Raw genomic sequence first — 12498 nt, forward strand, 5'->3', positions numbered from 1 at the left:
CGCTGCCGCAACCGGCCGCCGGCGAGGCCGAGCCTCGTCGACCACTGTAAGCCGAGAATGCCGAAGGGGCCGTAAACGTCGATCCGCCGTGTCCGAGGGACAGGGCTGCGGCCTTCGCAGTTGCCCCGCCGCTCGACGGCCGCCGCTCAGATCGAGAAGCTCGTCCCGCAGCCGCAGGAGGCGGAGGCGACCGGATTGTGGATCTTGAAGGCGGCGCCGATCAGGTCGTCGACAAAGTCGATCTGGGCGCCGGCCATGTATTGCAGCGACACCGGGTCGATCAGCACGGTGGCACCGTCCCGCGCCAGGACGAGGTCGTCCTCGGCGCGCTCCCGATCGAGGTCGAACTTGTACTGGAAGCCCGAGCAGCCGCCGCCTTCGACGCTGACGCGGAGCATTGCGCCGGCCGGCTCGGACCGCAGGATTTCGCCGATGCGTCGGACGGCGCTGTCCGTGAGGGTGACGTCTGTCATGGCTCTCACATTGCCTGTGCTGGTGCAAAAAAGGTAAGTGCTGCACTGGCGCGGGTCAATGCGGCGAGGCCTCGATGGCGGTTCAGGAAGCGTGCGCGCGTGCGCCTTATGCGGCCGATGCGGCGGCGAGCCGCGGGCGGCTGCACCCGGAGCCGCCGAGCCCTGGCCGCAGCGTCTTCCGCCGCGATTGCGATCGGGTGATCCACTCGACCGCGTTCCGCCGGCTCGCCCACAAGACCCAGGTCTTCGTCTATCACGAGGGCGATCACTTTCGCACGAGGCTGACCCATACGCTCGAAGTGACCCAGGTGGCCCGCTCGATCGCCCGTGCGCTCGGGCTCGACGAGGACCTGGCCGAGGCCTGCGCGCTCGCCCATGACCTCGGGCACACTCCGTTCGGCCATGCCGGCGAGCGGGCGCTCGACCGCTGTCTGGCCGCCCATGGCGGCTTCGACCACAACGCCCAGACGCTCGCCGTCGTCACCCGGCTCGAGCGGCGCTACCCGGGCTTCGACGGACTCAACCTGACGTGGGAGACCCTGGAGGGGCTGGTCAAGCACAACGGTCCGCTGATTCGCCGAATCGGCGGTGACGATCTGTGCGACGCGGCACAAATTCTCGCGCCGGTGATTCGCGACTATGATGCGCTGCACAATCTGGATCTCTGGGGCTTTCCCAGCCTGGAGGCTCAGGTCGGTGCCATCGCGGACGATATCGCCTATGATGCCCATGACATTGACGACGGACTTCGAGCCGGCCTGTTCGGCCTGGACGACCTGGTTCAGGTGGAAATTGCTGCGCACATACTGCAGGACATTGGTGCAGAGCACAAAAACATCGAGCCGTCCCGGCTCGTTCACGAGCTGATTCGGCGAATCATCACGGTGATGATCGGCGACGTGGTGGCCGAGACGCGGCGCCGTGTTGCACAGCAGCAACCCGCGTCGGTGGCGGATGTGCGGGCCGCCGAATCACCACTGGTTGCATTCTCGGCCAGCATGGCGACCGCCGACCGGTCCATCAAGGCCTTCCTGATGACCCACATGTACCGGCATCCGCGGGTCATGAAGGTGATGGGAGACGCCGAAGGAGTGCTTTCCGACCTGTTCGCCCGCTATGCGGGCGACCCGAAGACGCTTCCGGCGGAGTGGCGCCATGACCTGCCGGACCAGGAGGGCGCCCGCGCCCGGCTGATCGCCGACTTCATCGCCGGGATGACGGACCGGTATGCCCTGATCGAGCACGCCCGGCTCTTTGACTCGACGCCGCAATTGCGTTAGTGGCCCGGCCGGCGCGAACGGCCCCTGGATAGAACAAAATGTTTGAAAACACTGACGAAACCAGTCACGTCACGGCGGCCGTCCTCAACCGCGTGCAGGCCGTCGTCGCCGCGCTCGTGGCGGCCGGTGCGCTGCCGGCGGCGATCGACCGCAGCCGCGTGCTGGTCGAGCCGCCGCGCGATCCGAGCCACGGCGATCTCGCCACCAACGCCGCCATGGTGCTGGCCAAGGACGCCGGCCGGAAGCCGCGCGACCTCGCCGAGGAGATTGCCGCAAAGCTCCGTGCCGACGACTGGGTCGCCAAGGTGGACATCGCCGGGCCGGGCTTCATCAACCTGACCCTGAAGCCGCAGGTCTGGCGTGCCGCGCTCGGCGCCGCCGTCGCGGCCGGTCCCGATTACGCCCACGGCACCGCGGGCGGCCCGCCCGTCAATGTCGAGTATGTCTCGGCCAACCCGACCGGCCCCATGCATGTCGGCCACTGCCGGGGCGCCGTTTTCGGGGACGCGCTGGCGAATCTGCTCGCATTCGCCGGCCGGCCGGTGACGCGCGAGTACTACATCAACGACGCCGGCGCCCAGGTCGACGTCTTGGCCCGGTCGGCCTTCCTGCGTTACCGCGAGGCGCTGGGCGAGGATATCGGCCCGATCCCCGAGGGGCTCTATCCGGGCGACTATCTGGTGCCGGTCGGGCAGGCACTCGCGGAAAAATTCGGCGCGGCGCTCCGGCAGCAGCCCGAATCGGCTTGGCTGGCGGAGGTCCGGCAAATCGCCATCGACATGATGATGGGCATGATCCGGGACGACCTCGCGGCCCTCAATGTGCGCCACGACGTCTTCTTCTCGGAACGCTCGTTGATCGAGGGCGCCGAAGGGGCGAAGACCGGCGACCAGGTCGGCGCCACCATCGCGACGCTGCGGGCCGAGGGGAAGGTCTACGAGGGCCGGCTGCCGCCCCCCAAAGGTGCCCCGCCGGAGGATTGGGAGGACCGCGAGCAGACGCTGTTCCGGGCCACCGATTTCGGCGACGACATCGACCGGCCGCTGAAGAAGTCGGACGGCTCCTACACGTATTTCGCCTCCGACATCGCCTATCACAAGAACAAGGTCGCCCGCGGCTTCGACGACCTGATCGACGTCTGGGGCGCCGACCATGGCGGCTACATCAAGCGCATGCAGGCGGCCGTGAAGGCGGTGAGCGACGGCCGCGCCGCCCTCGACGTCAAGATCGTCCAGCTCGTGAAGCTTTTGCGGGCCGGGCAGCCGGTCAAAATGTCGAAGCGGGCCGGGGACTTCGTGACGCTTCGTGAAGTCGTCGACGAAGTCGGCAAGGACGCCGTGCGGTTCATGATGCTGTACCGCAAGAACGACGCCGTGCTGGACTTCGACCTCGCCAAGGTGATCGAGCAGTCACGCGACAACCCGGTCTTCTATGTCCAGTACGGCCACGCCCGCGGCCAGTCGATCTTTCGCAATGCCCGCGAGGTTTTGCCGGACCTGCCGGAGGATCCGAAAGACTGGGCGGCGCGGGCCGCGTTGCTGGCCGGGGCGTCGCTCGACAGGCTCGACGATCCGGGCGAGCTGGCGCTGATGCGGGCCGTCGCCCAGTTCCCCCGACTCGTCGAGGCCGCCGCGGTGGCGCACGAGCCGCACCGAATCGCCTTTTATCTCTACGACCTCGCCAGCGCGTTCCACGGCCAATACACGCGTGGAGGCAAGGACTCGCCACATTTACGTTTCATTATCCAGGATGATCCACAACTGACGTTGGCCCGTCTCGCGCTTGTTCAAGGTGTGATCACGGTGCTCTCCGTGGGGCTTGGTCTGCTCGGGGTCGAAGCGCCTGACGAGATGCGGTGACCCTCGCTGGCGTGCCGGAAGTGCGGTGATGCTGCCGCCTCCGAAGTGTTGAGTGGCACCGCGACCGGTGGCTGGCTGGCATGGCAGACGACCGATATCGTCGAACGGACGGGGCAACCGCGGCAGCACGGAGTTCGGCACGTCCGGAACCGGCGGCCGATCCGCTGGTCGAGCTGGCGCGGTTGATCGGGCAGAACGACCCGGTCGCCTACGAGCCGCGCAGCGCGATGCGGTCCCGCGACGGTGTCGAAAGCCGCGTCGAGCGGGCTCCCGCGCCGCCGCGGCGCAGCGAGCCGGCGCCCTTGCCGCGCGCGCCGGAACCGAATTTCGCGCCGTCGTCCTACGCGCCGCGCGCGCCGGTGTCCGAGCCGTCCTATTCCGAGCAACGCTACCCTGAGCCTGGTCAGTCCGAGCCGCGGTTCTCCAATCCGCGCTCCGATGATCGCGATGCCGGCGGCGGCTACGACGAGCGTGACGCCGACCCGCCCTTCGAGACGGAGCCGCGCTATCCCGACCAGCGTTACGGTGGCTACACCGAGCCGCCGCGCCCGTCCGAGTCCCGCCGGGTGGATCCGCCGGCGTGGCTGTCCAATCCGCGGGCGCCGGATCCGATTCCCGAGCCGCGCGCGTCGGCCCCCCGCGCCGCCGAGCCACGCGTAGTCGAGCCACGCATGGCCGAGTCGCGGGCCGAACCCGTCGGCTGGAAGCCGCCGCGTCCGCGCGAGTCGTCGCTGCGCGACCAGGTCCCGTCGCAACCCGCCGCCGATCCTGGTTACGAGGAAAGCAACGTCGATCCGCATGGCGGGCGGCCGCTCGGCGACCGCTATGCCGCCTCCGAGCCGATGTTCCCGGCCCGCACCGAGGCCCTCGCGCTCGGCCGCGACGAGCCGCTCGAATACGATCCGCGCTATGCGCCCGGCGCCGACGGAGCGTTCGAGAGCGGCGAGTATTACGATCCCGAGCGCGGCCACGAGCCGTTCGGAGAGCTGTCGGGCCATGACGCCGACGAGCACGACGACGCCCCGCGGCAGGGACGCGGCAAGGCCTTCGCCATCGCGGCGGCCATCATGGCGCTGGCGGTGGTCGGCACGGCCGGCGCCTACGGCTTTCGCGCCATGAAGGGCGGCGGCACGGCCGACGGCAGCCCGCCGGTGATCCGCGCCGACACCTCGCCGAAGAAGATCGCTTCCGCGGTGCAGAGCGGCGACAAGCAGATCTACGAGCGCATCGGCAGCCAGAACGAGCGGGTGGTGCCGCGCGAGGAGCAGCCGGTCGCGATCCGCGATCCGAGCGGCTATCCGGACGCCACCTCGAACCTGCCGCCCTCGCTCAGCGCCCCGGCGACCGTGCCGGCGTCCGGCGGCGCGACGACCGGTCCCAAGGCGGTCCGGACCGTGACGATCCGGCCGGACGGCGAGCCCGCCCCGGCCGCGAGGCCGCCTGCAGCGGCTCCGGCTGCCGCTCCGGCTGCGGCCCGCCCGGTTCCGGCCCGTCCGGCGACGCCGGCTGCCGCCGGTAACGCCCCGATGGCCATCACGCCGCCGGCTGCGCCGGCGCCTGCCGCCCGTGCGGCGCCGCAGACCGCGATGGCGGCCCCGGTGCCGAGCGCCACCGACGGCGGCAACTACGTCGTCCAGCTCTCGGCCCAGAAGACGCCCGAGGAGGCGCGCGCTTCGTTCCGCGCCATGCAGGACAAGTACCCGTCGGTGCTGTCCAGCCGCCAGGTCCTGGTCAAGAAGAAGGACCTCGGCGCCAAGGGCATCTATTACGGCAGCCAGGTCGGGCCCTTCGCCAGCCGCGAGGACGCCGTCCAGCTCTGCGAGAGCCTGAAGGCCGCGGGCGGCAACTGCATCGTCCAGCGCAACTGATACGCTGGTCTTTCCGGGGCGCACCGCAGGTGCGAACCCGGAATCCAGCGACGAACGCAGAGTTCTCGGCTGGATTCCGGGTCCGGCGCACAGAAGTCGGCTGCTGCCGACTTCGGCACCATACGATGCCGATCCAGGGCAAGCCCGGGATCGGTGCGCCGTCCCGGAATGACCACCGAAGCGTTCACCCGGCTCGTGTCTGACGCGGCCTGATCCGCCGGCCTGTCGAAAGAGGTCTGTCCGGACGCCTATGCTTGTCCGGACGGGGGATAAGTGCGCCCGCGTGCCCCGCGCGCTTTGACCTTCGCGCTGCGGACCGGGATAAACGGCGCATGACGGCTCGAGCCTTCATCACCGGCGTGGCCGGTCTGCGCCTGACCGACGCCGAGCGGCAGTTTTTCCGCGCGGCGCGTCCGTTTGGCCTGATCCTGTTCAAGCGCAACATCGATAATCCGGCGCAAGTTGCTGCGCTGGTTGACGAGTTTCGGGACGCTGCGGGGCGTGAGGCGGCTGTTCTGGTCGACCAGGAGGGCGGCCGGGTGCAGCGGCTCGGGCCGCCGCACTGGCCGGCCTACCCGGCCGGCGCCCGGTACGGCGCCCTCTATGCCCGCGACCACGCGGCCGGGCTCGCCGCCGCCCGGCTGGGCGGCCGGCTGATCGCCGCCGACCTCGCCGCGCTCGGCATCACGGTCGACTGCCTGCCGATTGCCGACGTGCCGGCCCCGGAGGGCGATCCGGTGATCGGCGACCGCGCCTATGGCGACACGGCCGAGGCCGTATCGGAGATCGCCGGCGCCATCGCCGAGGGCCTCATGGCCGGCGGCGTCCTGCCTGTCGTGAAGCATCTGCCCGGCCATGGCCGCGCCGCCTGCGACAGCCACAAGAGCCTGCCCGTGGTGGCGTGCGATCGCGCCACGCTGGAGAGCAGCGACTTCGAGGCATTCCGGCCGCTGGCCGGGCTGCCCTTCGGCATGACGGCCCATGTGGTGTTCACGGCGATCGACCCGATGCGGCCCGCGACCCTGTCGCCGGTCGTCATCGAGACGGTGATTCGCGGCGCGATCGGCTTCACCGGGGCCCTGATGAGCGACGACCTGTCGATGGGGGCGCTGTCCGGCAGCCTCGCCGAGCGCACCCGTGCGGCGCTCTCCGCAGGCTGTGACCTGGCCTTGCATTGCAACGGCAATCTCTCGGAAATGGAAGAGGTTGCGGCGGAATCCCCGGTGCTGTCCGGGGCCGCCGATACGCGCTGTGCGGCGGCGCTGGCGGCGCGCCGGACACCCGACGCCGAGGCGCTCGCGGGCGCGAGGGCGGCGTTTTCTCGTATGATCGGCCCGACGGCAGCCGCGGGGTGAGAAAGGCCCAATGACCGAGCAATCCGGCAGCGACCAATCCGGGACCGATCCGTCCGGCACCGATCCGTCCGTCGCGGCTCCGCCGATCGCGGGCGCGGCGGCCGCGGACCAGGCCGGCCAGTTCCCGATCGAGGTGGTCGACAGGGCGACCGACGAACCCGCCCTGATCGTCGACGTGGAGGGATTCGAAGGCCCGCTCGACCTGCTGCTGGCGCTCGCCCGGCAGCAGAAGGTCGACCTGCACAAAATCTCGATCCTGGCGCTGGCCGAGCAGTATCTGATCTTCATCGAGGAGGCGCGGCGGCTGCGGCTCGAGCTCGCCGCCGACTATCTCGTGATGGCGGCTTGGCTCGCCTACCTGAAATCCCGCCTGCTGCTGCCCGAGGGGGCGGAGCCCGAGGGCATGAGCGCGACCGACTTGGCCGCCGCCCTGGCGTTGCGCCTGAAGCGCCTGGAGGCGATCCGCGACGCCGCCAGCAAGCTGATGAGCCGGCCGCAGCTCGGCCGCGAGGTCTTTGGGCGCGGCGATCCCGAGCCGATCGAGGAGATCAAGCGGCCCGAATGGTCGGCGACCCTCTACGACCTGCTCTCGGCCTACGCGTCGCAGCGCCAGCGCCAGGCGCTCGCCCATGTGCGCATGAAGAAGCGCAACGTGTGGTCGCTCGCCGAGGCCCGCGATGTGCTGCAGCGCCTGGTCGGCGCCGCCGCCGAGGACTGGAGCGCGCTGGACGGCTTTCTCTTCACCTATGCGGTGGAGCCGGCGATGCGGCCGACCGTCTATGCCTCCAGCCTCGCCGCCCTGCTGGAGCTGGTGCGCGAGGGCGTGATGGATGTTCATCAGCCCACCGCATTCGCGCCCATTTATGTGCGCAAGCACACGGCGGCTCCCGACGATGACGTGCCGCCGCCGCCGTCCGCGGCGAGCGAGACCGTCCAATAACAAGGGGATGCCGAGATGAGCCGCGACGGATGGCGGATTGCGAAATTGGCCGAAGAGGCGACCATGATCCCCGAGAACGAGACGGGCCAGGGGGATGCGACGCCGGTTGGCGAGCCCGCGGCCGAGGTGGCGGCCGGAGGCCCGGCCGACATGATGGATTCGTCCGAGTCCGAGGTGCTGCACGGTGGCGAGGCGGGTGAGACCGCCGACGCGCCGGCGACCGAGGCCCATGCGACCGAAGTCGACGAGGACAGCGAATCCGCGGCCGAGTCGGCGGGCGAGACCGCCGGGCAGCCCGTCGAGGCGCTGGCAGCCGCCGAGGCGGCCCCGGCCGGCGACGACGAGGCCGGCCCCGAGACCCGGCCGGACGAGTTGCGCCTGATCGAGGCGCTGCTGTTCGCCGCCTCCGAGCCGCTCGACGAGAAGGCGCTGGGCAAGCGCCTGCCGTCGGGCACCGACGTCCACGCCGGCCTCAAGCGGCTGCAGCTCGAATACGCTCCGCGCGGCGTCAATCTGGTGCGGGTCGGCGGCAAGTGGGCGTTCCGCACCGCCAACGACCTCGCCTGGCTGCTCACTCACGAGGCTGCCGAGCCCAAGAAGCTGTCCCGTGCTGCCGTCGAGACCCTGGCCATCTGCGCCTACCACCAGCCGGTGACCCGGGCCGAGATCGAGGAGATTCGCGGCGTCGCCGTCGCCAAGGGCACGCTCGACGTGCTCATGGAGACCGGCTGGATCCGTCCGCGCGGGCGTCGCAAGGCGCCGGGCCGCCCGGTGACCTACGGCACCACCGACCAGTTTTTGTCGCATTTCGGCCTCGAGGCGCTCGGCGATCTGCCGGGCCTCGACGAGCTGAAGGGGGCAGGGCTGTTCGACGGCCAGCTCCCGGGCGGCTTCGGCGTGCCCGCACCCTCCGACGACCCCTCGCTGCGCGAGGACGAGGATCCGCTCGACGCCATCGAGCTCGATCTCGTCCTTGCTCCGCGCCCCGAGGAGCCGACCGCCGAGGAGGCGGCCGAGGAGCCGGAGGTTCGGGAGCCGGAGGCTGACGAGCCGCCGGCCGAGGAGGCACCGCAGCAGCGGGAAGAGGGCGACTGACCCCCAATCTGGAGCTCAGAGCCGTCATGGCCGGGCTTGTCCCGGCCATCTACGTCTGTCCTCACCGTTCTGCCGTGAAGGCGTGGATGCCCGCGACACGCGCGGGCATGACAGAATTCGAGGGTTCGCTCCAAATCTGCCGTGAGCCCCGGCAGCCATCCGCGTGGCCGTGCGCAATGGACGCGCGGGCGGTCCTTGTTTTTGGCGGATCGTCCGCCTAGGTTCTCGGCAAAACCGAAGGCGAGCCCCAAAAACGCGCGGCCCGTCGGTTGGAGGGTAGTCCGATGGGTTCCATGAGCATCTGGCATTGGATCATCGTCATCGGTGTGGTCTTGCTGCTGTTCGGCCGCGGCAAGATCTCCGAGATGATGGGTGACGTTGCCCAGGGCATCAAAGCGTTCAAGAAGGGGATGAGCGATGACGACACCGTCAAGGTGGAGCCCGCCAAGCCCGGCGACCCGGTGAAGACCCTCGATCACCAGTCGGCCCAGTCGACGCAGCCGCAGCCCGAGAGCCGCAAGGTCGGCTGACCCCAGTCCCGCACCGCGGGCCAGACGCACGCCGCGGGCCGGGGCCGCGCCGCGCGCCCAGGCGGCCCAGCCGAACCGCTTGAACCTTTGGTCGTTCTGCGGCAAACCGCTGGGCGTCGCGCCGGCGCATGCCGGCCAATGTGGGGCACGCGTCCGCCCGGACCTCGTCCGTCCGGACTTCGTCCGGCAGGACCGTGACCGTCGGAGCCATAATGTTCGACATCGGGTGGAGCGAGCTGCTGCTCATCGGCGTGGTCGCGCTGATCGCGATCGGGCCGAAGGAGCTGCCGGGCGTGCTGCGCGCCGTCGGCCAGTGGACCGGCAAGATCCGCCGCATGGCGGCCGAGTTCCAGGGGCAGTTCCAGGAGGCGCTGCGCGAGGCCGAGATGGCCGACCTGAAGAAGCATGTCGACGATCTCAACGACGCGGCGCGCTCCTTCACCAATTTCGATCCGATGGCCGAGCAGCCGAAGCCGGCCGCCCCGACCACCGTCTCCGATGTCGCGGGGGGCGATCCGCCGCCCCCGAGCGAGACCGCGTTGCCGGGTGAAGCCGCGGCGGCCGAGCCCGCGCCGCTGCCGGCCCCGAGCAGCGAGCCGATCGTCGCCAGCGGCGTGCCGGCCGAGACGCCGACGGCCCCGGCCGCGACCGCGCCTGCAACGGTCGAGCCTGTCGCGTCGGTGGCACCTGCCGGAGCCGAACCTCCCACGCCCGTGGCGCCGTCAGGGGACCGGCCGGCATGACCCACGAGGACATCGAGGCGACCAAGGCGCCGTTGATGGATCACCTGATCGAGCTGCGCGCGCGGCTCATCAAGTCGCTCATCGCCTTCATGGTCATGTTCATCCTCTGCTTCGTCTTCGCCAAGCAGATCTACAACGTGCTGGTGTGGCCGTTCGTGTTCGTCGCCGGCCCGGAGAACTCCAAGTTCATCTACACGGCGCTCCTGGAGTACTTCGTCACCCAGCTCAAGCTCGCGATGTTCGGCGCCGTCTTTCTGGCGTTTCCGGTGATCGCGACGCAGATCTACATGTTCGTCGCCCCCGGCCTCTACCGCCACGAGCGGCAGGCCTTCCTGCCGTACCTCGTCGCGACGCCGGTGTTCTTCGTGCTCGGTTCGGCGGTGGTCTATTTCGTCGTCATGCCCATGATCGTGCGCTTCTCGCTCGGCATGCAGCAGCTCGGCAGCCCCGACAACGCCGAGATCCAGCTCCTGCCCAAGGTCGGCGAGTATCTGTCCCTGATGATGAGCCTGGTGCTCGCCTTCGGGGTGGCGTTCCAGCTCCCCGTGATCCTGACGCTGCTCGGCCGCATCGGCATCGTCACGGCCGACATGCTCAAGGAGAAGCGGCGCTACTTCATCGTCGGCGCCTTCATCATCGCCGCGGTGCTCACGCCGCCCGACGTGCTCTCGCAGCTCTCGCTGGCGATCCCGCTGCTGATCCTCTACGAGGGCGCCATCGTCGCGGTCCGCATCGTCGAGAAGAAGGCGGCGGCCGAAAAGGCCGAAAAGGCCGAAAAGGCCGCCAAGGCGTCCGGGGGCCCGCCCGATCCGGCCTCGACGCCGGCCGGCTAGACCGGCCGGCCCGTCGCATCCGGCCGGGTGCGACGGTGGTATAAGGGCGTTCCGATTCTCCGCCGACACCTCTGAGCCGAGCTCCATGTACGACATCCGCTGGATTCGCGAGAACCGTGCCGCGTTCGACCGTGGGCTGTCCCGTCGGGGCATCGAGCCCTTCACGGACGAGATCCTCGTCCTCGACGAGCGCCGCCGCGCCGCCATCGGGGCGCTCGAGGCCGCGCAGGCGCGCCGTAACGCCGCCTCGAAGGAGATCGGCGAGGCCAAGAAGCGCAAGGACGAGGCCGCGGCGAAAGCCCTGATGGATGAGGTCGCCGGTCTCAAGACCTCTATCCCGGCCATGGAGGCCGAGGAGAAGGAGGCGTCCGCCGCGCTCGACGAGGTGTTGGCGCAGATCCCCAATACGCCGCTCGACGACGTGCCGGACGGCGCCGACGAGCATGGCAATGTCGAGCACCATCGCTTCGGCGCGCCGCCAAAGCTCGACTTCACGCCGCGCCAGCATTTCGAGCTCGGCGAAGGCCTCGAGCAGATGGACTTCGAGGCGGCGGCCAAACTGTCGGGCGCCCGGTTCGTCGTGTTGAAAAACAAGCTCGCCCGGCTGGAGCGGGCGCTCGCCCAGTTCATGCTGGATCTCCACACCACCGAGCACGGCTACACCGAGGTGTCGCCGCCGCTCCTGGTGCGCGACGACGCCATGTTCGGCACGGCGCAGCTTCCGAAGTTTTTGGACGACCAGTTCGCCGTCTACCGCGAGGCGACCGTCGCGGACCGCGAGAACCGCGCCATCGAGCGCACCCTGACCGAGCTCGCCGAGCGCGAGGTCGCTCACGAATGGGTCGGCGAGCGGCTGGCGCGGCTTCGCGACGCCGCCGGCGAGGCCGAGACCCGCGAGGCGCGCCAGCAGCGCATGTGGCTGATCCCGACCGCCGAGGTGCCGCTGACCAATCTGGTCCGCGAGCAGATCGTCGACGAGGAGGCGCTGCCGCTGCGGCTCACGGCCGGAACGTATTGTTTTCGTGCGGAAGCGGGCGCCGCCGGACGCGACACCCGCGGCATGATCCGCCAGCACCAGTTCTACAAGGTCGAGCTGGTCTCGGTGACGACGCCGGAGAAGAGTCGCGACGAGCACGAGCGCATGCTCGCCTGCGCCGAGGAGGTGCTGCGCCGCCTCGGGCTGCACTACCGCGTGATGACGCTGTGCACCGGCGACATGGGCTTCGCCTCCCAGAAGACCTACGACATCGAGGTGTGGCTGCCGGGGCAGGGCCTGTTTCGCGAGATCTCGTCCTGCTCGGTGTGCGGCGAGTTCCAGGCGCGTCGCATGGGCGCGCGCTATCGCACCACCGAAGGGCGTGCGGTGCGCCACGTCCACACGCTCAACGGCTCGGGCGTCGCGGTCGGCCGCGCCCTCGTCGCCGTGATGGAGAACTACCAGCAGGCGGACGGGTCGATCGCCGTGCCCGACGTGCTGCAGCCCTATATGGGCGGACTGAAGGTCATCGAGGCGACGGCGTGA

11 protein-coding genes are annotated in these 12498 nt (G+C 69.9%); 10 read left to right on the forward strand and 1 reads right to left on the reverse strand.

Annotated features, from left to right (window positions below):
* Positions 1-146 precede the first annotated feature (146 nt).
* The gene (gene erpA / locus HXX10_RS06910) at positions 147-473 is read right to left on the reverse strand and encodes an iron-sulfur cluster insertion protein ErpA (RefSeq protein WP_296521020.1); all 327 of its coding nucleotides are present in this window, start codon (positions 471-473) and stop codon (positions 147-149) included.
* 74 nt (positions 474-547) lie between these two features.
* Here erpA and HXX10_RS06915 point away from each other — a divergent pair, with 74 nt between their 5' ends.
* The 10 genes from HXX10_RS06915 to serS all read left to right on the forward strand — a co-directional run bounded on the left by HXX10_RS06915 (position 548) and on the right by serS (position 12498).
* A complete protein-coding gene (locus HXX10_RS06915) occupies positions 548-1753 on the forward strand; it encodes a deoxyguanosinetriphosphate triphosphohydrolase (RefSeq protein WP_296521022.1) in 1206 nt (401 codons plus the stop codon).
* A gap of 38 nt (positions 1754-1791) precedes the next feature.
* Positions 1792-3612 carry an arginine--tRNA ligase gene (gene argS / locus HXX10_RS06920; protein WP_296521024.1) on the forward strand — a complete coding sequence of 607 codons (1821 nt, stop codon included), beginning with the start codon at positions 1792-1794 and terminating at the stop codon, positions 3610-3612.
* Between the two features lie 80 nt (positions 3613-3692).
* Positions 3693-5480 carry an SPOR domain-containing protein gene (locus HXX10_RS06925; RefSeq protein ID WP_296521026.1) on the forward strand — a complete coding sequence of 596 codons (1788 nt, stop codon included), beginning with the start codon at positions 3693-3695 and terminating at the stop codon, positions 5478-5480.
* 332 nt (positions 5481-5812) lie between these two features.
* On the forward strand, positions 5813-6835 hold the full coding sequence (gene nagZ, locus HXX10_RS06930) for a beta-N-acetylhexosaminidase (RefSeq protein WP_296521122.1): 1023 nt from the start codon (positions 5813-5815) through the stop codon (positions 6833-6835).
* Positions 6836-6845: 10 nt separating this feature from the next.
* Positions 6846-7775, forward strand: a complete 930-nt coding sequence (locus HXX10_RS06935) for a ScpA family protein (protein ID WP_296521028.1) — start codon at positions 6846-6848, stop codon at positions 7773-7775.
* A gap of 63 nt (positions 7776-7838) precedes the next feature.
* The gene (gene scpB / locus HXX10_RS06940; RefSeq protein ID WP_367141937.1) at positions 7839-8870 is read left to right on the forward strand and encodes an SMC-Scp complex subunit ScpB; all 1032 of its coding nucleotides are present in this window, start codon (positions 7839-7841) and stop codon (positions 8868-8870) included.
* A gap of 284 nt (positions 8871-9154) precedes the next feature.
* Complete coding sequence (locus HXX10_RS06945) at positions 9155-9400, forward strand: twin-arginine translocase TatA/TatE family subunit (protein ID WP_296521030.1); 246 nt, start codon at positions 9155-9157, stop codon at positions 9398-9400.
* A gap of 212 nt (positions 9401-9612) precedes the next feature.
* On the forward strand, positions 9613-10143 hold the full coding sequence (tatB, locus tag HXX10_RS06950) for a Sec-independent protein translocase protein TatB (protein ID WP_296521032.1): 531 nt from the start codon (positions 9613-9615) through the stop codon (positions 10141-10143).
* The gene (gene tatC / locus HXX10_RS06955) at positions 10140-10976 is read left to right on the forward strand and encodes a twin-arginine translocase subunit TatC (RefSeq protein WP_296521034.1); all 837 of its coding nucleotides are present in this window, start codon (positions 10140-10142) and stop codon (positions 10974-10976) included. The genes tatB and tatC overlap by 4 nt, the downstream gene beginning before the upstream one ends.
* 85 nt (positions 10977-11061) lie before the next feature.
* Positions 11062-12498: a serine--tRNA ligase gene (gene serS, locus HXX10_RS06960; RefSeq protein ID WP_296521035.1), complete on the forward strand. Its 1437-nt coding sequence runs from the start codon at positions 11062-11064 to the stop codon at positions 12496-12498.

It is taken from the genome of Rhodoplanes sp. (genome assembly GCF_013377085.1).
GTDB lineage: Bacteria > Pseudomonadota > Alphaproteobacteria > Rhizobiales > Xanthobacteraceae > Rhodoplanes.

What these genes read in the sequence shown, in the direction of transcription:
- erpA (WP_296521020.1), bottom strand. Translation starts at nt 473, where the DNA reads ATGACAGACGTCACCCTCACGGACAGCGCCGTCCGACGCATCGGCGAA.
- HXX10_RS06915 (WP_296521022.1), top strand. Translation starts at nt 548, where the DNA reads ATGGCGGTTCAGGAAGCGTGCGCGCGTGCGCCTTATGCGGCCGATGCG.
- argS (WP_296521024.1), top strand. Translation starts at nt 1,792, where the DNA reads ATGTTTGAAAACACTGACGAAACCAGTCACGTCACGGCGGCCGTCCTC.
- HXX10_RS06925 (WP_296521026.1), top strand. Translation starts at nt 3,693, where the DNA reads ATGGCAGACGACCGATATCGTCGAACGGACGGGGCAACCGCGGCAGCA.
- nagZ (WP_296521122.1), top strand. Translation starts at nt 5,813, where the DNA reads ATGACGGCTCGAGCCTTCATCACCGGCGTGGCCGGTCTGCGCCTGACC.
- HXX10_RS06935 (WP_296521028.1), top strand. Translation starts at nt 6,846, where the DNA reads ATGACCGAGCAATCCGGCAGCGACCAATCCGGGACCGATCCGTCCGGC.
- scpB (WP_367141937.1), top strand. Translation starts at nt 7,839, where the DNA reads ATGATCCCCGAGAACGAGACGGGCCAGGGGGATGCGACGCCGGTTGGC.
- HXX10_RS06945 (WP_296521030.1), top strand. Translation starts at nt 9,155, where the DNA reads ATGGGTTCCATGAGCATCTGGCATTGGATCATCGTCATCGGTGTGGTC.
- tatB (WP_296521032.1), top strand. Translation starts at nt 9,613, where the DNA reads ATGTTCGACATCGGGTGGAGCGAGCTGCTGCTCATCGGCGTGGTCGCG.
- tatC (WP_296521034.1), top strand. Translation starts at nt 10,140, where the DNA reads ATGACCCACGAGGACATCGAGGCGACCAAGGCGCCGTTGATGGATCAC.
- serS (WP_296521035.1), top strand. Translation starts at nt 11,062, where the DNA reads ATGTACGACATCCGCTGGATTCGCGAGAACCGTGCCGCGTTCGACCGT.